A 22,248-nucleotide genomic window follows, 5' to 3' on the forward strand; every position below is an offset into this window, starting at 1 on the left:
TTTGGCCCGAGTGGCGACACCATGTTGTGGTCGGGAGAAACATGGTTTGATGGTAATTTTGGTTCACAAATACCTGCTAGCCAGTGGTCACATATCGTGATTGTGGTGAACGAAGGAAGCTTCACTGCCTATCTCAATGGACAATTGGTGACGAGCCTTGAGGGCTTCCCCAATGTGTTTACTAAGGTTGGAAGTGCGTCTGGCTTTGCGCTGGCCACTAACCTCTTCCCATGGGATGCCAATTACAACGGCATGATGGACGAGTTAGTGATCTTCGACGATCCCTTGTCACTCGAAGACGTGCAAGGGCTGTTCGCTGAAGGTAATGCTCAGTAATGAACCGTGCTGAGGGGGAGTCCTTCAGCAAATAAACACCATTTATGTTGGTCTGCTCAAGAACAGCGGGCCATTCTAAAAATTTTGGGAGAACACCTATGTTTAAGCTCTCTTTATTAAGCTCGGCGATTGCGACTACCTTAATGACGCTCAGCCAAGCAAGTTATGCACAAGAACCTGTAGTGCCAGACGATTCTATGGAAGTGATTGAAGTGACGGGTATTCGTGGCAGTTTGGCCAAAGCTATTGATATAAAAAGGGAAATGATTGAATCAGTGGATTCCATCGTAGCCGAAGATATCGGTAAATTTCCCGATAACAACGTAATTGAAGCCTTACAACGGGTTCCCGGTGTACAGGTAACCAACCGTGACCGTGGGGAGGTGGGAACCCTTTCGATTCGTGGCTTGAACGATATTACCACCACGATTAATGGCCGCCAAATGTATATCAGTACCGGTCGTTTTTATACTATGGCCGATACACCAGCGTCGTTAATTTCTCGAGTGGATGTTTATAAAGCGCGCTCTGCAGACAAAGTACCAAGTGGTATTGCGGGGCAAGTCGACGTTATGACTCAAAGACCTTTTAACTTCGAAGGTGAAAAGTATGTGGTCGCGGCGCGTGGCATTTATTCGGATCAGGAAAAAACCTTCGATCCCAATATAAGTGTCATGGCCAGTAACGTATGGCAATTAGATGCGGGTAAGTTTGGCGCTTTAATCAACCTTGCCTATGCAAAAACCAATTGGCGCGATCAGGGCATAACTGCTGGAGCCGTTTTCCCCTATTTTACTGCCTCGCCAGAAGGTTCTGGTTTAGACAGATTTGGTAATACTGGCGATTTCCCCGCTTATGAGAGGATCAATTCCGCCTACTGGAATCCGGGTTTAGAACAAGGCTTACCTAATACTGCTGGTTCAACCCTTAATACCAATGGTGTTGAAAATGAGTATTTTTTGTCTCGTGATGCGGTGTTTGCCAGTGATTTGTCAGGGCAACGTGAACGGCCTGCAATGAACTTGTCTTTGCAATATGCACCAAACGAAAAATCTGAATACATCTTTGAAGCGTTTTACAATGGCTATCGTGAAACCGTGCGAAATAGTTTATTTTTCAGTTTTCCAGACTCTGCCTATAACATTAATTTTGACGATGATATTACGCTTTATGAAGGCACTAATATCATTAAGTCACGCACTGTTTACGATGGAGATCCTCGTTATGGAGTATGGGAAAGTGACTTTAACAGTACCGATGCCGATGAGCGTCAAACCGATACCTATATGTATGCCCTAGGTGGAAAGTGGGAATTGAGTGACAACTTCCGATTGGAAGCCGAGGTAGTGTCACAGAAGAGTGTGTTTACCTCTGACTTTTTTGCTGTGCGTTTGTTGCATGATTATTACGCCATGACAGTGGATTTTAATACCGGTGAAGGTGATGCTGGCCTGACTTTCCATGATAATCCTAATACTGCTGATATCGACGAATCCGACTTACTTGATCCACGTCTCTATTCGATGGGGCCTTCGTGGGACAACGGCAGTCGAGACGAAGGAAAATCAGATGCGCTGTATTTAGACGCAAATTGGTTTGTCGAATTTGCCGGTATAACCCAAATAGATTTTGGCTTGTTGTATGAAAAACGCGATATCAATAACCGCAGTCGTGGTGCCAATGTGATTGTGAATCAATATGATATTCCAATGACAAGTATGCCAGCTGAATTTCTGGACAGTACAGAAAATTTCTTTGATGGTCGTGCCGAATTCCCGAGTGCTTGGTTAATTGGCGACATCGATTACATGGTGAAAAACAAAGATTATTTTCGTTCACTTTATGGCTATTACGATGAAAACGGTGAGCCAATTGATAATTATTTAAGTGGTGGTCCTTCACTTATTATGCGTAGAACCTTCGAAGCTGAAGAAACCACTCTTGATTTATATGCTCAAGCTAGATTTGAGTACGATTTACCCGGCGGTATACTTGATGGCACTGTTGGTTTACGTTACACCGATGTCAAAATCCCATATATTTTTGACCGAGTGGATCTGGTTAACCAAATTGTTGAGCAAGATAATGGTGAAAACAACAGTCGTGATGTATTGCCATCCTTTATCGCACGTTACACTTTTGATGAAGATTTTTTAATTCGCCTATCCTATACCGAAACGATCCGCCGCCCAGATTTTGGCGCCTTAAACCCTTATACCACCTATTCTAAGGGAGTCACTTCTGTTGGAACGGGGTCGGCGTTTTCAGGCAACCCGAATCTAAAACCAGTTGTTTCTACTAACTTAGATTTCTCTCTAGAGTACTATTTTGGTGAGGCAAACGCGTTGTACGCAACCTTGTTCGATCGCCAAATTGAAGGCTTAGTTGTGGGGTCGCGCACTGAAATTTATTATGACTACCCCGATGATGTAGATGAAGACGGTAATGAAATTGGCGAGTTATTACATATTTTAAATCGCCCTGACAATTCTTCAAATGGCAAGTTAAAGGGCTTTGAACTGGGGGTTGTATACTTTCCAGAAAGTTTGCCTGGCATTCTCGACGGCTTAGGTATTCAGGCTAGTTATACGTCATTAAAATCTTCTCAAGATCTACCAATATACGACCAAGACGATCCGACTAATCTTGAGCCAATTGGTTATGACAAAGTGGAAATGTTTGGTGTATCCGATGAGTCTTACAGTGTGGTGTTGGCTTATGAAAAAGATGGTTTTGGTGGACGTTTGTCTTACGTCTGGCGAGATGCTTTTCGTTACGACAACGAAGCAGCCATTTTTGCTAATCCCTTGGCTCGCTACCGTGCACCAGAAACCAGTTTAGATTTTCAATTGTCATATAATGTTAACGATAATCTGGTTGTCACCTTTGATGCCACCAACCTTAGCGATGAGAAATTTCAAGCGTATTATCAGCATCCTGATATTTATAACTTCTCCTCAGGTATTTATAGCCGTACCTTTGCCTTAGGTTTGAGGTATTCACTGTAAATTTATAGTGTTAAATCGCCCCGCTTATGCGGGGCTTTTTTTTTCTTGAAATTTAACTGCCGAGAACTGATGAGTTGGGTGAATATCACTATTGTTAGGTTTTATAAATTGTAATACAAATAAGTGTGATGATTAAGGCAACAGGAATTGTGAGAGTTAGAATAAGTATTTAACTTTATTAATTATGTCCAACAAATTATAAGCTAATAAAAAAGCATTGTAGGTTATGGCGGTGAGATCTTTAAAGTAAAACTCTCTAAGCTAAATAATTGCTTTATGTATTGATTTATATGAAATATTTTTTTCACCTCCCGAGATTGAAAATCAATTTTGTATCACTTAGACAAGTCATAAATTTTATCTAACACTAAAGATTAGACTGAGTTTAATCCAGCAAGATCTTTATCTGATGATATTTTAAGCACTAAACGATGAATTGTTAATTTCTTTATTGACAGTCTATATGTCATACAATAATATCAATGAAAGATAACATTACATTTACAAGTAATGGGGCGTGAGTCTCAACGACCATGCCAACTCAATGAAAATACACCTTTGCTTTTTGCTGCCTTTCGCCGCACAAAGGACACACACAAACCGGAGTCTACCCATGTTTAAACTTACTCAAATAACAAGTGCTATGTTATTAGCCTTTGTTAGCCAAGGACTGTATGCACAAGAAAATAGTGCTGCAGCTAATCAAGCTGAAAATGATGGTGTTGAAGTCATCGAAGTATCAGGAATCCGCGGTAGTTTAAATAAAGCCCTGAATATTAAACGCCAAAGCATGAATTTAGTTGATGCTATCGTGGCAGAAGATATTGGTAAGTTTCCAGATAACAACGTGGTAGAAGCCTTACAACGTGTATCAGGTGTACAGGTTACTGATCGTGGTGCCGGTGAAGTGTCTAGTGTCTCTATTCGTGGTTTGACTGACGTAACCACTACCGTAAACGGCCGTACTATTTTCACGGCTTCGGGACGCTCAGTTGCTTTGGCAGATATTCCTGCCAGCTTATTAAGCGGTGTTGATGTTTATAAAACCCGTTCTGCTGATTTAATTGAAAGTGGTATTGCCGGTCAAATTGATATTCATACTCAGCGTCCTTTTGATTTTGCCGACAGCAAAGTGGTGCTAGCCGCACGTGGTATTTACCAAGAACTGGCCGATAAAGTTGATCCTAATGTTAGTGCCTTAGTGTCTAACCGTTGGGAATTAGATGGTGATGGTGAATTTGGCGCCTTGTTAAGTGTTTCATTAGCAAAAACTAACTATAAAGATCAAAGCATTACTCCTGGTGCGGTTGTACCATTTTTCACCGACGTCGTACCTGAGGGTTTTGTTCCCTATCAAGCACTGCCTTCTGAATTAAACGGCGAAACAATTTGGAATCGTGGTACGGAAGCGGGTTTACCTTTTACTGCTGGTTCTACCTTGAACATTGCCGGTCAAGAGTATCCTTATGTATTAAGCCGAGATGCTATTTTTGCCAGTGACTTTACCGGTAAACGTGAACGCCCCGCAGTGAATTTATCCTTGCAGTGGGCACCAAACGCTAGCTCAGAATATATTTTTGAAGCGTTTTACAATGGCTTTCGTAATGAGTCTTTTAACTCGTTGATGTTCAGTTTTGTGGATTGGTGGGGCTCTTTAGGAGATAACCCTAGCGCCGGTATCGAGCTGTATGACGGCACCAACATGGTTAAATCCAGAACGATAAACAATGCTTACGGCTTTAACAGCGGCGATTTAGTGGTAGGTAAAACCGATAGTTATGTTTATGCCTTAGGCGGAAAGTGGGACCTGAGTGATAACCTACAATTAGAGTCAGAAGTGGTTTACCAACAAAGCGAATATGATGAAACCTTTTTTGCCATGCGTACCGATAGGGTTGCGCCCGGCGTAAGTGTTGATTTTAACAATAAAGGTGGTTTACCTGCTTTAGCTTTTCTGGATAACCCGGAAACTGCCGTCAATGAAGCAGACTTAACTGATGCCTCATTGTGGAACGTCGCTCAGCTATATGATAACGGCGGCTATCGTAAAGGTGACTCTTTGACTATTACCATTGATGGGCGTTATTACGCCGATATGGGCATCATTAGTAATGTTAAGTTTGGTTTGCGTTACGATGATCGTAGCGCCGAAGAGGGTAGTCGTGGTCAAGACGGGTTTTTAGGTCAATCATTGGCTAGTTTTGATCCAGGCTTAGTCTATACCTCTACCAATTTCTTTGACGGACGTGCAGATATTCCAAGCGAATGGGCAGTGGCCAATGGCCATTATATTTATGCCAATGCAGATGAGATCCGAACTTTATACGGTTTTGATAATGAAGTTAGCACTAAAAACTTTGATATTAACGAAACCACCACAGCACTCTATGTCCAAGCTGATTTTGAAACCCAAGTGGCTGGCAAAAAACTAGATGGTCAATTTGGCTTACGCTATGTGGATGTCAGTACTGATTTGTCATTTATTAATGAAGCCACAGGTGTATTTACTGATGATTCAGTGAGTACCTCTAAAGTACTTCCTAGTTTATCAGTCCGTTACCATTTGACCGATGATTTGGTCGCTCGGTTTGCTTATGGCGAAACTTTACGTCGTCCTGATTTTACCCAGTTAAACCCGAATATCACTTATCAAGAAGATGTGACTAACATCGGTTATGGTCAAGGTAATGGCGGTAATCCAAATTTAGATGCCACTGAATCGACCAATATAGATATTTCATTAAACTGGTACTTTGCTGATTCTAGCTCGCTTTATGGCACCATATTTAAACGAAACATCAAAGGTTTAGTTACTAGTTTCCGTAATGTGGCGAATTTTGCAGGCTCTGATGATGTTGCCGCCGGTCTTTACATTGTTAATCAACCAGACAATGCCTCAGATGGTGAACTTACAGGTTTAGAACTAGGTTTGGTTTACTTCCCAGAAAACTTGCCTGCCGCACTTGACGGCTTAGGTATGCAAGCCAGTTATACCTATTTAGATTCATCCCAAGATATTCCAGAAACAAATGCTGAAGGTGACGTTGTCAACGTGTTGAAACGTTCCATGTTTGGTGTGTCAGATACCTCTTACAGTGCAATCTTAATTTATGAACAAGAAAATTATGATATGCGTTTAACCTATACATGGCGTGATGATTTCTTAAATAACTATGAAGCGGCTTTGTTTGCTGCGCCTTTAGGTATTTACCGTAAACCAGAAAGCAGTGTGGACTTCCAATTTAGTTACAATGTGACAGAAGACTTATTGGTGACCTTAGATGCCACTAATTTAACAGATGAAGTATTTCAAAGTTATTATCAGTACCCTGATACCCATAATTTTGGTAATTCCATCTACAGCCGTACCTTTGCTTTAGGTGTTAGATACTCATTTTAGCTCTGTAGTGTCCCTTTGCCCCGCACTAGCGGGGCTTTTTTGTTCATTGCGTTCAGTTATATTAGAACGAACTGTTAGTGAAACTAAGGTATTGCTAGTAGAAAAGAGTAACTCGCTGGTTTAGACATTTGTTATGTTTGATGGGCTATGCAGTAAATTGTCGAAAGACACTCACAGTGGAAAATCTATGTCTAATTTAAAATTATCTGTGGTAGAAAAAGTAGGATTTGGTGCGGGTGATATGGCAGTGAATGTCATGGTAGCGGCACTGTTTTTCTTTATGTCGTTTTTCTATACGGATATCTACGGACTTGATCCGGTCGATATGGGGATCTTGTTTTTAGTCGCCCGTTTTGTTGACGCTTTTACCGATCCCTTAATGGGGATTATTACCGATAAAGTAAAAACCCGCTGGGGGCAGTTTCGCCATTGGTTTTTGTTTTTGGCTATCCCTTATGGTTTGTCTGTCATGTTGTTGTTTACCACACCCGACTTTGACTACAACATGAAACTCGCGTGGGCTTATGGCACCTATTTGTTTGCCACATTGATGTTCACTGGCATCGCTATCCCTTATATTTCCTACATTGGGGTACTGACCGCTGATCCCAAAGAGCGATTGTCGGCCAATGGTTATCGCATGTTTTTTGCTAAAATTGCCAACGTCATCATCGTCTTTTCAGTACCGCTGTTAGCTGTGATGTGGGGCGGGGATGATCTGGCCAAAGGTTATCAGCTGGCCATGGTCTTGGTCTCCATTTGTGGTATTGCCTTGTTATTGTTTTGTTTTTTCACCACCAAAGAGCGTATTACCCATAAAGTGGAACAACAAAGTTTATTACTGCAGTTCAAAGGTTTGTTGAAAAACGATCAATGGTTATTACTCTGTGCAGCTTGTGTATTGGGCACCTTGGGTTACGCCATTCGTGGCAGTGTGGCCATGTATTACGCCAAATATTATCTTGGCGCGCCTACTTTGGCTGGTGTGTTTACCAGTGCCGGTATCGCCGCATCTATTGTCTCTATGGTGGCCAGTACCTGGATCACCAAACGTTATTGCAAAATCAAGTTGTTCCGCTGGTCACAAATCGCCGTATTGTTTATCTCTGTTGCCATGTATTTTGCAGTGGGACCGGGCGACATCGTATTAGCTTTTGTATTGTATATTTTGTTGTGTTTTGTGGTGGATTTACATGCGCCGGTATTTTGGTCGGCCATAGCCGAAGCGGTGGACTATGGCGAGATTAAAGATGGTGTACGTGCCTCTGGATTGTCCTTTGGAGGTATCTCATTTTGCCAAAAAGCCGGTGGTGGCCTAGCTGGATTAACCGGTGGTTTATTGCTGGCGTTTTTCGAATATCAACCCAATGAAGTGCAAAGTGATTTTACCTTAACGGGTTTAGCCTTAATGCTGACCATTATTCCCGGTGTGTTTCATGCCTTACTTGGTTTTGTATTGTTCAAATACAAAATTTCAGACAACTATTACACCACTATGATTAAAACTCAGCGTTTGCCAGAGTAAGATTTTTCAGGAGCTAAAATGAGTGTTTTACCTAAACCTTTAATACCCCAGCGTGCAGACCCTTTTGTGTATAAATACACTGATGGTTATTATTATTTTACCGCCTCAGTGCCTAAGTACGATGGCATAGAATTACGCCGTGCTAAGACCTTGGCAGGTTTGGCCGACGCGCCAGCTAAAATGGTGTGGATGAAACCTGCAACAGGTCCTTATTCTGAGTTGATCTGGGCACCGGAAATTCATTTTAATGAAGGTGCTTGGTATGTGTATTTTGCTGCCGCGCCCAGTCGTGAAATTAAATACGATTTATTCCAACATCGCATGTATGCCATTAGCTGTCAGGATGCCAATCCGCTTGAGGGGGAATGGTCGTTTTGCGGCCAAGTTGAAACGCCCATCGATACTTTTTGTTTGGATGCCACCACCTTTTATCACAATGATGAGCTGTATTATTTGTGGGCACAAAAAGAGCCGGGTATACGGGGTAATTCCAATTTATTACTGGCCAAGATGGAAACTCCCACCAAGATCAAGGGTGAGGTCACGCGTCTATCTATTCCTGAACTGGACTGGGAGATTGTCGGTTTTTGGGTTAACGAAGGGCCAAACGTACTTAAACGTAACGGCAAGATTTTTTTAACTTATTCAGCCAGCGCCACCGATGAAAACTACGCCATGGGTTTACTCTATGCCGACTTAGATTCTGATCTACTAGATGCGGCTAACTGGACCAAGGTACAGCAGCCAGTGTTTCGTACTAATGAGAAATTGAGCATGTTTGGTCCCGGTCACAACAGTTTTACGGTGGATGAAGAGGGCAACGACATTTTGGTGTATCACTGCCGCCAATATACTGAAATTGAAGGAGATCCTTTGTGGAATCCCGATCGTCATACCTTTATCAAACGTTTGCATTGGGATGAACAAGGTATGCCAGTGTTTGGTGTACCCGGCGAAGCATAAAACTTTTGTGCAAAGAGCTGCGCTAAGGCAGCTCTGTGCTTTTTTATCCTCATCCTTAGGCCAGTCTTTTTTATTTATAACAGGATTTTTTATGTTAGCTCGAACACTTAAATTGGCCTTTATCAGCGTAAGCCTTGTTATCACGAGCACTTGTGGTAGCTATGCTGCTGAGTTGTTTCCTTTGCAAACAGTGCGTTTAACTGCCAGTCCATTTTTAGTCGCTCAGCAAGCCAACGTAAGATATTTATTGGCGCTAGAGCCTGATAAATTACTCATGCCATATTTACGTGAAGCAGGCCTTGAGACAAAAAACACTTCTTACGATAACTGGGAAAGTAGTGGTTTAGACGGGCATATTGGTGGTCATTATTTAAGTGCCTTGAGTTTGGCCTATGCGGCAACGGGTGAGGTAGAACTTAAAAAACGCCTTGATTACATGTTGGCCGAATTACGTAAAGCTCAGCTAAAAAATGGAGATGGTTATTTAGGCGGTGTGCCTGCTGGCAAACAAGCTTGGCAGCAAATTCGTGAAGGCAAGATTAAGGTCGATTTGTTTTCCCTTAACGAGCGTTGGGTGCCCCTATATAACGTGCATAAAACCTTGTCGGGATTGCGCGATGCCTATGAAATTGGCCACAGTGAACTGGCCAAGACCATGTTACTCGACATGACAGATTGGTTTATCGCTTTGGTAGCTAAGTTAAACGAAGAACAAATACAGCACTTATTGATTTCTGAACACGGTGGACTCAACGAGGTGTTTGCCGATGTATACGCCATCACTCAAGATAAAAAATATCTAATCCTTGCTCAGCAGTTTTCTCACCAGTTGATTCTGCAGCCCTTATTAAAAAACCAAGACAAACTCAATGGTTTACACGCTAATACCCAGATCCCAAAGGTGATCGGTTTTTTACGGGTAGCAGAACTGAGTGACAATAAAGAGTGGTATCAGGCGGCTGACTATTTCTGGCATGACGTAACCGAAAAACGCAGTGTCTCCATTGGTGGTAACAGCGTGAGGGAGCATTTTCACAATGCCGATGATTTCAGCTCTATGCTTGATTCCGTCGAAGGGCCAGAAACCTGTAATACCTACAACATGCTGAAACTCAGCAAGATGTTGTATTTGGACTCTGACAATACAGGCTATTTGGATTATTACGAGCGTGCTACTTACAACCATATACTTTCGTCGCAACATCCCGATACTGGCGGCTTGGTGTATTTCACTCCTATGCGCTCTGGGCATTATCGTACTTATTCACAAGTAGACACGTCGATGTGGTGTTGTGTGGGCTCAGGCATAGAAAACCACAGTAAATACGGTGAATTGATTTACGCCCACCAAGCTGAAGAACTGTTTGTGAATATGTTTATTCCCTCACGCTTAGACTGGCAACAACAGGGGGTAACTGTGGACTTAGATACTCTGTTTCCTGATCAGGATCAGCTCAGTCTTAAAGTCACTCCTAAGGACAATAAACCAACTAAAACCCTGACCCTGAATATCCGTCAACCTAAGTGGTTAAACGATAAAACCATGTTAATTACCCTCAACGGTAAGGCCGTCAAAACTGAGCAACGTCACAAAGGTTATGTGAGTATTACTCGCCAGTGGCAAGCCAGCGATACCCTAACTATCGATATGACTATCACCCCTCAATTAGAAGGTTTGCCTGACGGCAGTCAGCACTATTCAATGGTTTATGGACCAATAGTACTGGCTGAAAAGGTGCAGCCCTTTGGTCAAGAAGAGCTGCCGTATTTTGCCAATGATGGCCGTATGGGACATATCGCCAGCGGGCCAACCTGCTCACCCGATGCCTTACCTGTGATAGTGGGTGATAGCGAGGTTTTTCTTAAAGGCATAAAACGCAAACCCGGAGCAAATTTAGCTTTTACCATGGGGCCAGGTTTGCAGGGTGGGACAGCAACAAACTCTGTTGAAGCAGCAAGTTTAATACCCTTTTTCCGTATTCATGAAAGCCGTTATCAAGTGTATTGGCCACAAATGCAGGCCAATGAATATCAAGATTTTATGTTGCAAGCTGAACAAGGTAGCCGTGCCGAAAAACAACTGGCGACACAAACCTTGGATCAAATTAACCCAGGTGAGCAACAACCTGAAACTGAACATGGTTTTGCCGGCGATGGCAGCCGCGCTGGGGTGAATGGGCAACGCCATTGGCGAGACGCCACTAACTGGTTTAGTTATCAGTTATCGGATCCACAAAATCAAGCCAAGATCTTACGCCTGACCTATTTTTCCGGTGACCAAGGGCGACATTTTTCAGTGTGGATCAATGGCATCAAGTTAGCCGACGTGAGTTTAAACGGCGACTCGGCTCAAGCTTTTTATGAGGTGGACTATGTCATCAGTGAGAGCATGATTAAAGCGGCTAACAAGGGCAAACACGAAGTGAAATTTGTGGCACAGCCAAACTCCATCGCTGGTGGTGTATATGGTGTGCGTTTGTTAAAAGCAGCGGACCATCCTAAATAGACTGAATCGATCAGCAAGTTAGCTTGCAGCAGTAAAACTCACAGTGAGCTATTGTTATATAAGCAAGTCTTACATTTTAACCAGTAATTTTTACTATTCTGCTATGTTTTATAATGGAGTGAGGCGCTAAAACCCCCGATATTTAGTGTATTTCTTAACCGGTGTGAAACTTGCCCCCTATAAGCTCTATTGCGTCGATTGGGGCTAGAGAATTAAATCACTCTACGACAGCGGTTCTAAAATAAAGAACTCACCACGCCTAAGTATCTGCAAACCTTGTCAGTGGATGACAAAGAGTATCAGTACTACAGTCTTGAAAGTCTGGCTGATGATTACCAGTTATCGCGCCTGCCATTTGCCGCTAAAATTCTGCTTGAAAATTTATTACGTCATCACGATCAAGCTTTTGTCCAGCCTGAGGATATTAGCAAACTGGCGAAATGGGATTTACTGGATACCACACCTACAGAGATCGCTTTTGTGCCGTCTCGCGTGGTACTACAAGATTTTACCGGTGTTCCAGCAGTGGTGGATTTAGCTGCCATGCGTGACGCAATGGTTAGTTTAGGTGGCTCACCACAAAAGATTAATCCTTTGAAACCCGTTGAGTTGGTTATTGACCATTCTGTGATGGTAGATTTTTTTGGACAAAGAAATGCTTTTAGTAAAAATACTGCCAAAGAAGTAGAGCGTAATAAAGAACGTTATCAGTTTTTACGCTAGGGACAAAATGCCTTTGACAACTTCAAAGTCGTGCCGCCTGGCAAAGGCATAGTGCATCAGGTGAATTTGGAATATCTGGCTCGTGTGGTTTTTATGGACAAAGTCGATGATGCAGAACAAAGCGACGTGGCTGCTATGTTGTATCCCGATACTTTAGTGGGTACCGATTCTCACACCACTATGATCAATGGTCTAGGGGTCTAGGGGTCTAGGGGTCTTGGGTTGGGGAGTGGGTGGCATTGAAGCCGAAGCGGCCATGCTCGGACAACCCGTTAGCATGTTAGTGCCGGAGGTAGTGTGTATGAAGTTATCAGGCGAATTGCCGGCTGGTACCACAGCCACTGATTTGGTCTTAACGATCACTGAGACCTTGCGTAAATTTGGGGTAGTAGGCAAGTTTGTCGAATTTTTTGGCGAAGGAGTAAAATATCTTACTATTGCGGATAGAGCCACTATCGCCAATATGGCACCTGAATATGGTGCGACTTGTGGACTGTTTCCACTGGATGAACAAACTGAAACCTAGCTAAAGTTGACTGGTAGAGATGAACATCATATTAAAGTCATAAAAGCTTATGCCCAGGCCCAAGGAATGTGAGGCAGCGAAGCTCAAGAATCAGCACAATATCACGCCACCTTAAGTTTAGATCTAGCTGAGGTAGTGAGTTCCATCGCAGGACCTAAGCGTCCACAGGATAGGATCCCCTTAACTGCAGCGGCCAGTCAGTTTAAACATTGGTTAGCTGAGCAGGACAAACTATTCATTTCTACCGACGATACTGAAAAAGGTCGTTTTGAAAGCGAGGGTGGCCAACAACCAACACCCGCAGATAATGAACCTCACTGTGACTACAATGGTCAGCAGTTTAAGCTTAAAAACGGTGCTGTTGTCATTGCCGCCATTACCAGTTGTACCAACACCTCTAACCCTTCTGTGCTGGTAGCGGCAGGATTGTTAGCCAGAAAGGCCAAGGCATTGGGTTTAACCGTAAAACCTTGGGTTAAAACCAGTTTTGCGCCGGGCTCTCAAGTAGTCACCGAATACCTGGATAAAGCCGATTTAACGTCTGACTTAGAGGCAATGGGTTTTAATCTTGTCGGTTATGGCTGCACGACTTGTATTGGAAATTCGGGTCCTTTGCCTGAACCGATTAGCAATGCTATTCGCAAAGCAAAATTAAACGTCACCGCCGTTTTGTCGGGTAACCGTAATTTTGAAGGGCGTATTCATGCTGATGTCAAAGCCAATTACCTCGCGTCTCCGCCTCTTGTTGTGGCCTATGCCTTAGCGGGTAATATGAATATTGATTTACTTAAGGAGCCACTAGGGATCTCCACAGATGGTAAACCTGTTTATTTGCGCGATATCTGGCCCACTAACGACGAAATACAAAAGCTGGAATGCGCTGCAAATTGCTGACAGTGCACAATATGATTGGCCAGAATCCACCTATGTTAAAAAGCCAACATTTTTTGCTGGAATGGATATAAAACCAGCAGCGCTGAGCGACATCACGCAGGCTCGCTGTCTGTTAAAGCAGGGTGATTCTGTGACTACCGATCATATTTCTCCTGCCGGCAGTATCGACCCTGATGGGCCGGCTGCCGAGTATTTACGTGAGCATGGCGTTGAGGAAAAAGACTTCAACTCCTTTGGTTCACGTCGTGGTAATCATGAAGTGATGATGCGCGTTACCTTTGCCAATATCAGGCTTAAAAATCAATTAGCTCCTGGCACTGAAGGTGGTTGGACACGATTGCAGCCATCCGGTGAGCAAATGAGTGTATTTGCTGCCGCCATGCAATATCAGCAACAAAATATTCCCCGTATTGTGATTGCGGGCAAAGAATATGGTACTGGCAGTTCACGAGACTGGGCTGCTAAAGGTCCCTTATTGCTTGGTGTGAAAGTGGTACTGGCAGAAAGTTATGAACGCATTCACCGCTCTAATCTTATCGGTATGGGGATTTTACCTTTACAGTTTAAAAATGGTGAAAGTGCCGCAAGCTTAAAACTGGATGGCACCGAACAATATACTATTGAGGCTATAAGGCAGGGGCAATAAGAAGCAAGAGTGAAGGTGAAACGGGACAACACTGAATTTAGTTTTAGCGCTCAAATCAGGATAGATACCCCCAATGAGTTTAGCTATTTCAGCAATGGCGGAATTCTGCAATATGTATTACGCAGACTAAATTAGAGGGGGTTTGTTAGATGTATATCAGCGACTTTGCATGCAATCTACTGGAATGCAAAGCCGCTGTTAGTTGTTGCCGATTATTTTTGACTAGTATGCAATTGGGTTATACGGTTATTTAATTCAGTTGGGTCGACTACTGGCCAACCGTCTTGCCAGCTCATGGGTAAAATACGCAGTTTTTGTATGCCTTTATCGGCGGCTTCGTAGGCATGTAGTACCAAATAATCTTTGCCATCAAAACTATAGGCTGCGTTGTGACCCAAGCCCGGCCAGTCTTTGTTACCTTTAATGACCAGACTGCCAGCACCTTGCGCCATGTCTTTACCGTCCTTATCCAGATAAGGGCCAGTGACTTTTGTCGCGCGACCCACTCTCACGTTGTAGTCACTATTGGCAGCACGACAACATTTATCGAAAGAGACAAACAAATAGTAATAATCGTTTTTATGGAAAATATAAGGGGCTTCGATAGCGCCGTTTCTCTCGCCTTCAATCTTTGATTTTGCATTGCGCGGACGGGCAGCAATAGAGTGCCATACTTCCGGCTGGGCGATTCGCGTTAAGCTAGAGTCTAATTTGACTAATTTTAATCCTGCCCAAAAGGAGCCAAAACTCATCCAATAATCGTTATTTTCATCTTTGATGATGGCAGGATCAATAGCATTCCAGTCATCCCGTTCGGGCACCGATTGAAGCACAATGCCTTGGTCAATCCAAAGATAATCTTTAGCCTTTGGGTCGAGTGTCTTATTAACTGTTACGCCTATACCAGAGGTGTTTTTACCAAAGGCTGATACCGAGTAATACAGGTAATATAAACCATCTTTTTGAATGATATCGGGAGCCCATAAATGACCACCAAAACCCGGTGCAACTCGCTGAGCCCAGCTGGGCTCGTCTTTAAATACTCGTCCACTGAGTTGCCAGTTCACTAAATCTTTAGATTGATAGTAGGTAATGCCGGGGCCGGTGCTAAAAACGTAGTAGGTATCACCTTCTTTGGCCATAACAGGATCATGTACTTCAACTTGTTTGGCCTTGCTCACATTGCCTAAACAGCACAGGCTCAAACTAATAAGGCTAAGAATTTTCCGGGATTTTTGCCCTAGTGACATAAAACTATCCTTTTACATGGTAATTAGCCGTTAATGTTAGCATAATTGTAATACAATATTAACAATGTATTTGTGGAACAAGCTGACAATTAAACCAAGAGTATTACTTTATGTTATTTAAAAATGCCAATAAACATTGCTTGAATCTGTGTCTATTACTTGCCTTTAGTCCTCTGTCGAGTGCTGCCACTAATTCTCAGTTAAATATCGATAACCCCATTGTATTGCAACGTGCCGACCCTTGGATTTATAAAGACCCAAATACGGGCTGTTACCAGTTCATTGGTACCTCACCTTTATTTGATGAAATTGAAATACGCAGTGCCTGTCGTATCAATGATCTTAAACTGGCCGAAGCAAAAGTGATCTGGCAAAAACATACAGAGGGCAATATGGGCGCGCACATTTGGGCGCCAGAATTACATCGTTTTGACGATAGCTGGTATGTCTATTTTGCCGCAGGGGATGTTGAGGAACCATGGCGCATACGAATGTATGTATTAGCTAACAAAAGTGACGATCCCAGGGAAGGTGATTGGCAAGAGCTAGGGCAAATCAAGACTCCTGATGATAGTTTTGCTTTGGATGCCACTACTTTTGAGCACAAAGGAAAACGTTATTTAATCTGGGCACAAATGAACGTTCCACGTACCTATAACTCTGCTTTACTAATGGCCGAGATGGATGGCCCATCGAGCATTACTGGCCCTGTGATTACCTTAACTGAGCCCACTTTAGAGTGGGAAGTACAGGGGTATAAGGTTAACGAAGGCGCTGCGGTACTTATCCGCCATGGCAAAGTATTTGTTACTTATTCCGCTGCTGCCACCGATCATCGTTACGCCATGGGCATGTTATGGGCCGATGTAGAGAGTGACTTAATGGACAAATCAAGCTGGCATAAATCACCACAACCGGTATTTAGCTCTCAGCCTGAATTAGGCCGTTTTGGTCCAGGTCACAATAGCTTTACGGTGGCAGAAGATGGTATTACCGATTTGTTGATTTACCACAGCCGAGATTATCTTGAGCTAAAGGGCAGCCCTTTAAGCGATCCTAATCGGCATGCCAGAGCACGACCTATTTATTGGGATGCGCAGGGCTTTCCGTTATTTTTTAATGGGCAAGGAGACTGATTTTTAAGCGCTAATAAAAAAGCCCCTGTTGAATTCATCAGCAGGGGCTTTTTTTATGGAATTTGATTTACCAAAAGCGGTAGTAGATTAGTACCGTAATACCTAGGATACCCGCAGTATGCACGTAGTCCCAAATGTCCATACTTTCTGCGACTTCTTTTAGTCTGGCTTTACCTAAACAACCAAAAGTAAGTCCATCAATTTGCTCATCTGTGGCTTGTTTGGTAAAGATACTGGTTATGATCATCACAGCACAGACTAATACAAACAGTAAAATACAGAAATACAACCAGTTCATATCGGTGACTGGCGCCAAAATGGTGCCTTGCAAAGAGTCTTTAAAGGGTAGTAATACAAGGCGGAACATACCTAATACAAAACCCGCTACTAAGCCGACAAAACCGGCGGCTGGGGTGATTTTTCGGGTAATTAAGCCAAGTAAAAATACTGCCGCAATACCAGGGGCGATGAGTGATTGCACACTTTGCAGATATTCATACAGTACATCAGCAATTAAGCTCATTACCGGTATCCACAACATACCTAAAATTACCACCACTACGGTTGCCCAACGACCCACTGACAATAGGTGTTTTTCAGAAGATTCTGGTTTGAATTTTTTATAAAAATCGATGGTAAATAAGGTCGCTGATGAGTTAAATAAGGATGCTAAAGAGCTCATCAATGCGGCAAAAATACCACCTATTACTATGCCTTTTACCCCAGAAGGTAATAATTCAGCCACCAGTGTTGGGAAGGCCTGATCGGCACCATCGTAATGAATCAGTCCTTTTTCTTTTAAAGCAAAGGCAATCATACCTGGGACCAAAAAGATAAAGACCGGTAGTAGTTTTAAATAGCCAGCTAACATAGTACCGCGGCGGGCTTCTTTAATGCCTTTTGCCGACAATACCCGTTGCACGATATATTGGTCGGTACACCAGTACCAGAAGCCAATAATGAAGGAGCCAAAAATAATACCAGGCCAAGGGAAGTCTTCGTCAGTGGCTGCGCGGATCAAGTGCATGTTGGCGCCATTTAAACGTTCTACTTCGGCCCAACCACCCACTTTATCTAGGCCAACCACAAGGATAACAACCGAACCGATAATCAATACAGGAGTTTGCAAGACCGAGGTCCACATAATGGCTTTCATGCCGCCTAATACGGTATAAATCCCGGTAATGCCCACTAAACCAAAGGCACATATCCAAAAGAAATCAATGCCATAAATAGTATCGATGCCTAGGATGGTTTGTAAGGCAATGGCTCCGGCATAAACCGTTACGGCTACCTTGGTGAGTACATAACTGACTAATGAGATAATCGACAAAAAAGTACGTGAAGCAGAGTTATAACGACGTTCTAAAAACTCCGGCATGGTGTAAACTTTGCTGCTCCAGTAGAAAGGTACAAATACCCAACCTAATAACAATATGATCCAAGATTGTAATTCCCAGTGAGCCAGTGCCATACCTGACTGAGCGCCTGCACCCGACAAACCAACTAAATGTTCAGAACCAATATTTGATGCAAATATCGATGCACCTATTACAAGCCAACTCGCGTTGCGGCCTGCCAAAAAATAGTCTTCGGTATCTTGGCCTTTTTGGCGCATAGATACCCACACCACCCCTATAAGTAATACAAAAAAGCCGGCTAACACCAGCCAGTCGAGTGTACTCAGTTCAATCATCTTGTTGTTCTCACAGATTGTGCATTAGTTATTGTCGTTGTTTTACAGTTTTGAATATTGACATATTGTATTACAAATGAGAAGTGTTACATGGATGTTAATTAAAAATAAACTTCAAAGTGAAGTTGTTTATTTGTCTGTGCTTTTAATCAAAGTCGTTGACCTTACATCTTTTAAAATTATGATAAGATAATCAAACAATGGATATTTGAAGTGAAGAGTAAGCATGGCTTTAATTGAAAACCTGAATTTATCAGACAAAGTAACTCAAGAGTTAGGCCGTGCAATCATTTCCGGTGAATATTCGAACGACTCAGGTTTCCCTAGCGAAGCAAAGATGTGTGAAGACTATGGTGTAAGTCGCACCTCCATCCGCGAAGCCGTAAAGATGTTAGGAGCCAAAGGCCTCATCACCTCTCGCCCCAGAAAAGGCATAGTGGTAGAACCTGCCAGTAAGTGGAATTTGTACGATACAAGTGTGCTCAAATGGATGCTTGAAAGTAGCCCGTCTTTATTTGTATTACGTGAGTTTTTACAAATGCGTATGGCGATTGAGCCTCAAGCTGCGGCACTTGCTGCACAATTTGCCACAGATGAGCAAATCAAGCAGATTGAACAGGCGTTAAAAGGTATGGAAGCGGCTGGTAGCGATCCTACCCTGTCCTTACATGAGGCCGATATTGCCTTTCATACCAGTATCTTAGCTGCCAGTAATAATCGGTTTATTCTCCAGTTACGTGATTTTGTTAGCACCGCATTAAATGTCAGTATCCAGCACACCACTCCGGCTAAAGGCAGTATCAAAGCTATTATTGAAGAGCATGATAAAGTGTATCGGGCTATTAGCTTGCGCCAGCCAGAAAGAGCAAAAAGCATGACTGCTTACCTGATTGACGAGGCCATCATTTTTATCGATGCTGAAATTGCCAAACAAGAACAAAAATAGTCGCTGATACTGCCGGAAAAGTTGCTTATTTTTCGTGTAGAACAGACCCATAAGCTTAATAAAAATACCTTTAAGAGCATTTAATGTCTGCTAATAATGAACAGATAAGCCAATATCCAAGTCTCAACAATAAACATGTTTTTATAACGGGTGGAGCCACAGGTATTGGTGCCGAAATTGTGCGTGCCTTCTACCAACAAGGCGCTAAAGTCAGCTTTATAGATATTGACGAACCGGCCAGCCAACAATTATGTGCAGAAATGGGTGGTAGCGATGAGCAACGAATTCAGTATTTTGTATGTGATATTCGCAACATTCCCCATTTATTAGAAACCATTAATCTCGCCAAAAGTCAATTTGGTGATATTGGGGTGTTAGTGAATAACGCCGCAAATGATGCTCGTCATGATACCGAAAGTCTGTCGGTGGAGTATTGGGATGACCAAATGGCGGTAAATTTACGTCCAAACTTTTTTACTGCACAAGCAGTTGTCACCCATATGAAACGTTTAGGTGGTGGCAGTATTATTAATCTTGGCTCTATTAGCTGGCGCATTAAACAAGACTTTATGCCGGTTTACACCACGGCTAAAGCCGCTCTAGAAGGTATGACACGTACGTTGGCTAAACATCATGGCCGTGACAATATTCGCGTAAATACCTTAATTCCGGGCTGGGTAATGACAGAAAAACAGCTTTATCATCGCCTGCAAGCCAGTGATTTTGAAGACATTCGCAAAAACCAATGTATTAAAGAAACTCTCGAATCTACACATATTGCCAGCGCCGCGCTATTTTTAGCCGCTGACGACAGTAAGATGCTTACCGCTCAATCCATTATTGTTGATGGTGGTTGGGTTTAATATTAAGCTATTTACGGTATTTGGTTTGAGTGGGGGTATAAGCATTGTATAAAGCCTAAACTCATGATATTCATAATACAATATGTCAAATGTCAGTATGCGCAGCAACAGAATTGATGATTTTAGCTTTTCATGATTGGGCTTTAGTTTATCTAATACTCATTACAGGTGCCTGCTTACAAGGGCTTATTGGCTTTGGTCTGGGCTTGTTCAGCGCACCTCTTTTATTTTTAATTGCACCGCAATTAGTTCCCGTACCTATGATCCTAAATGCCTTGGTTGTTACTTTGGCCTTGTTATTGGCAAACCGTAAATATATCAACAAACAGCTGGCGTCATTTTCCATTCTCGGTGGTAGTGTTGGGGTTTTTCTTGCCACAGCTGTAATTACTTATGTGGATTTAGGCCAGTATCAAATTTTATTTGGACTGTCGATCGTCTGTGCGGTGTTATTGTCAGTGGCTGGGTTTACTCCTCAAGTATCTGGTGTTACCAGTGCTGTTGCGGGTTCTTTGTCTGGTTTTATGGGAACTTTAACCTCGGCAGGTGGCGCACCTATGGGTTTGTTATATCAAACCGCTCATAAGGAACAAATCAAAGCAAACCTAAGTTTGTTTTTTGTCTATATCAATGCCTTAAGTATAGTGTCACTGAGCATGGCTGGGGTGGTGGGTAAACAAGATCTCTGGTTGTTTGTTTATAGTGTGCCAGCAGTGATAGTAGGCTATTTGTTATCTTTGTTTTTAGGTCGTTTTTTTAATCTCAATATGATCCGGCCCCTTATCCTGTTTATTGCTTTTTGCTCAGGATTACTGTGCATCTTTAATTAAATTTAGCTGAGCATGTTGGTTAATAATCACATATGTCGTTGTTTGAAAGTCTAATCATTTGAATGCAATAAACTGAGTTTGTGTCTAGCAAAATGGAATTCATCTGTGTGGCAGTAGAAAATATATGGCTGTCTAATCCTATGGCCTCTGACCTAAAAATAAGCAAACTACCGGCTAGCGGTTGTTCTGCTTTTTGTGCTGCCGAAAGTTCGCAGTTAGCTGTTGTGACAAACATTAAATCATTATTATCACCACCAAAAGTGATTCAAGTAGGGTGGCTCACTGGCATCTCAAAAACTCTTTCAGCTCCATTTACTGCGTAACAACTAAGGGAAGTTCCGCCCCAATTTGCGCTCCAAAGATTGTATTTACTATCAACGCTAGCACCGTCTGGAAAAACATTGGTAATGGTACTAGCATAAATTCGCTTGTTACTGATTGCGTCTGTAGCGTTATTAAAATCACACTGAAAGATTGTTTGTAAAGCAGAGTTAGCCAAATAAAATAAAGATGCGTCACTACTCCAAGCAATACCATTGGCGATGTTAATATTACTTATTATCTTTTCTACGCTTAGCTCTGTATTAACTCGGTATAATACCTCCCGAGTGCTAAGAAAAACGAGGTGTATTAATTGTTTTTAAATGTGCTCAATCTGGCGATAACCATTGTTAATATTCTTAACTATTTGTTTTACATAAAGATTAATAATCCCATTTTGTGCCATATCATACCGTTTAGATGAGTCACAATTTTAAAAAATAACGATGTGGCCCCCACAATTTTCAATCGTTAATCAGAATATTTGTCACGAGGTGGTCACATATCTTTGCGTCAAAACATAGATATTTGCAACCTTTAAATTCATATGGGGGAAACACTTTTCAATAAAATATCCGTTAGGTGTTTTGGCTATTTAGCGTTCTTATTTGACGTAATCTGACCTCATGCATAGATAATATAACTAGCGTAGTTTGTCCAAACATTGGCACATTTGTTC

Annotated in this window: 14 protein-coding genes and 1 pseudogene; 12 read left to right on the forward strand and 3 right to left on the reverse strand. The window is 42.5% G+C overall.

Translation table 11 applies throughout. The features are described from left to right. From NWQ57_RS04315 to acnA, 7 genes and pseudogenes are all read left to right on the forward strand, one after another. On the forward strand, nucleotides 1-336 hold a 336-nt coding region (locus NWQ57_RS04315), incomplete at its 5' end, for a LamG-like jellyroll fold domain-containing protein (protein WP_306020884.1). A gap of 98 nt (nucleotides 337-434) precedes the next feature. Continuing rightward, on the forward strand, nucleotides 435-3,344 hold the full coding sequence (locus NWQ57_RS04320) for a TonB-dependent receptor (RefSeq protein WP_306020885.1): 2,910 nt from the start codon (nucleotides 435-437) through the stop codon (nucleotides 3,342-3,344). A 613-nt stretch (nucleotides 3,345-3,957) separates the two neighbouring features. Then, nucleotides 3,958-6,744 carry a TonB-dependent receptor gene (locus NWQ57_RS04325; protein WP_306020886.1) on the forward strand — a complete coding sequence of 929 codons (2,787 nt, stop codon included), beginning with the start codon at nucleotides 3,958-3,960 and terminating at the stop codon, nucleotides 6,742-6,744. A gap of 187 nt (nucleotides 6,745-6,931) precedes the next feature. Beyond that, nucleotides 6,932-8,269, forward strand: a complete 1,338-nt coding sequence (locus NWQ57_RS04330; RefSeq protein ID WP_306020887.1) for an MFS transporter — start codon at nucleotides 6,932-6,934, stop codon at nucleotides 8,267-8,269. Between the two features lie 18 nt (nucleotides 8,270-8,287). Beyond that, the gene (locus NWQ57_RS04335) at nucleotides 8,288-9,232 is read left to right on the forward strand and encodes a glycoside hydrolase family 43 protein (RefSeq protein WP_306020888.1); all 945 of its coding nucleotides are present in this window, start codon (nucleotides 8,288-8,290) and stop codon (nucleotides 9,230-9,232) included. A gap of 91 nt (nucleotides 9,233-9,323) precedes the next feature. After that, entirely contained in the window at nucleotides 9,324-11,738 is a 2,415-nt protein-coding gene (locus tag NWQ57_RS04340; protein ID WP_306020889.1) for a glycoside hydrolase family 127 protein, read from the forward strand. A gap of 267 nt (nucleotides 11,739-12,005) precedes the next feature. After that, nucleotides 12,006-14,662: pseudogene (gene acnA, locus NWQ57_RS04345) on the forward strand (aconitate hydratase AcnA). 77 nt (nucleotides 14,663-14,739) lie between these two features. Here the strand turns inward: acnA and NWQ57_RS04350 are convergent. Next, the gene (locus tag NWQ57_RS04350; protein WP_306020890.1) at nucleotides 14,740-15,777 is read right to left on the reverse strand and encodes an arabinan endo-1,5-alpha-L-arabinosidase; all 1,038 of its coding nucleotides are present in this window, start codon (nucleotides 15,775-15,777) and stop codon (nucleotides 14,740-14,742) included. Between the two features lie 110 nt (nucleotides 15,778-15,887). Between NWQ57_RS04350 and NWQ57_RS04355 the strand changes: the two genes are divergently transcribed. Beyond that, nucleotides 15,888-16,913, forward strand: coding sequence for a family 43 glycosylhydrolase (locus NWQ57_RS04355; RefSeq protein ID WP_306020891.1), 1,026 nt, complete (start codon nucleotides 15,888-15,890; stop codon nucleotides 16,911-16,913). 67 nt (nucleotides 16,914-16,980) lie between these two features. On the opposite strand, the gene NWQ57_RS04360 is transcribed toward NWQ57_RS04355, so the two are convergent. Next, entirely contained in the window at nucleotides 16,981-18,609 is a 1,629-nt protein-coding gene (locus NWQ57_RS04360; protein WP_306020892.1) for a sodium:solute symporter, read from the reverse strand. Between the two features lie 226 nt (nucleotides 18,610-18,835). Here NWQ57_RS04360 and NWQ57_RS04365 point away from each other — a divergent pair, with 226 nt between their 5' ends. The 4 genes from NWQ57_RS04365 to NWQ57_RS04380 all read left to right on the forward strand — a co-directional run bounded on the left by NWQ57_RS04365 (nucleotide 18,836) and on the right by NWQ57_RS04380 (nucleotide 21,571). Continuing rightward, nucleotides 18,836-19,555: a FadR/GntR family transcriptional regulator gene (locus NWQ57_RS04365; protein WP_306020893.1), complete on the forward strand. Its 720-nt coding sequence runs from the start codon at nucleotides 18,836-18,838 to the stop codon at nucleotides 19,553-19,555. Between the two features lie 83 nt (nucleotides 19,556-19,638). Next, complete coding sequence (locus tag NWQ57_RS04370) at nucleotides 19,639-20,418, forward strand: SDR family NAD(P)-dependent oxidoreductase (RefSeq protein WP_306020894.1); 780 nt, start codon at nucleotides 19,639-19,641, stop codon at nucleotides 20,416-20,418. A gap of 116 nt (nucleotides 20,419-20,534) precedes the next feature. After that, nucleotides 20,535-21,248, forward strand: a complete 714-nt coding sequence (locus tag NWQ57_RS04375; RefSeq protein ID WP_306020895.1) for a sulfite exporter TauE/SafE family protein — start codon at nucleotides 20,535-20,537, stop codon at nucleotides 21,246-21,248. A 107-nt stretch (nucleotides 21,249-21,355) separates the two neighbouring features. Then, entirely contained in the window at nucleotides 21,356-21,571 is a 216-nt protein-coding gene (locus tag NWQ57_RS04380) for a hypothetical protein (protein WP_306020896.1), read from the forward strand. On the opposite strand, the gene NWQ57_RS22635 is transcribed toward NWQ57_RS04380, so the two are convergent. Beyond that, complete coding sequence (locus tag NWQ57_RS22635; protein WP_372340886.1) at nucleotides 21,514-21,879, reverse strand: SMP-30/gluconolactonase/LRE family protein; 366 nt, start codon at nucleotides 21,877-21,879, stop codon at nucleotides 21,514-21,516. The genes NWQ57_RS04380 and NWQ57_RS22635 overlap by 58 nt on opposite strands. Nucleotides 21,880-22,248 lie beyond the last annotated feature (369 nt).

Origin of the sequence: Paraglaciecola sp., from assembly GCF_030730205.1 — a bacterium.
In the GTDB taxonomy this organism is placed as follows: Bacteria; Pseudomonadota; Gammaproteobacteria; order Enterobacterales; family Alteromonadaceae; genus Paraglaciecola.

Coding starts and splice junctions, on each gene's coding strand:
- NWQ57_RS04320 (WP_306020885.1), top strand. CDS start 435: ATGTTTAAGCTCTCTTTATTAAGCTCGGCGATTGCGACTACCTTAATG.
- NWQ57_RS04325 (WP_306020886.1), top strand. CDS start 3,958: ATGTTTAAACTTACTCAAATAACAAGTGCTATGTTATTAGCCTTTGTT.
- NWQ57_RS04330 (WP_306020887.1), top strand. CDS start 6,932: ATGTCTAATTTAAAATTATCTGTGGTAGAAAAAGTAGGATTTGGTGCG.
- NWQ57_RS04335 (WP_306020888.1), top strand. CDS start 8,288: ATGAGTGTTTTACCTAAACCTTTAATACCCCAGCGTGCAGACCCTTTT.
- NWQ57_RS04340 (WP_306020889.1), top strand. CDS start 9,324: ATGTTAGCTCGAACACTTAAATTGGCCTTTATCAGCGTAAGCCTTGTT.
- NWQ57_RS04350 (WP_306020890.1), bottom strand. CDS start 15,777: ATGTCACTAGGGCAAAAATCCCGGAAAATTCTTAGCCTTATTAGTTTG.
- NWQ57_RS04355 (WP_306020891.1), top strand. CDS start 15,888: ATGTTATTTAAAAATGCCAATAAACATTGCTTGAATCTGTGTCTATTA.
- NWQ57_RS04360 (WP_306020892.1), bottom strand. CDS start 18,609: ATGATTGAACTGAGTACACTCGACTGGCTGGTGTTAGCCGGCTTTTTT.
- NWQ57_RS04365 (WP_306020893.1), top strand. CDS start 18,836: ATGGCTTTAATTGAAAACCTGAATTTATCAGACAAAGTAACTCAAGAG.
- NWQ57_RS04370 (WP_306020894.1), top strand. CDS start 19,639: ATGTCTGCTAATAATGAACAGATAAGCCAATATCCAAGTCTCAACAAT.
- NWQ57_RS04375 (WP_306020895.1), top strand. CDS start 20,535: ATGATTTTAGCTTTTCATGATTGGGCTTTAGTTTATCTAATACTCATT.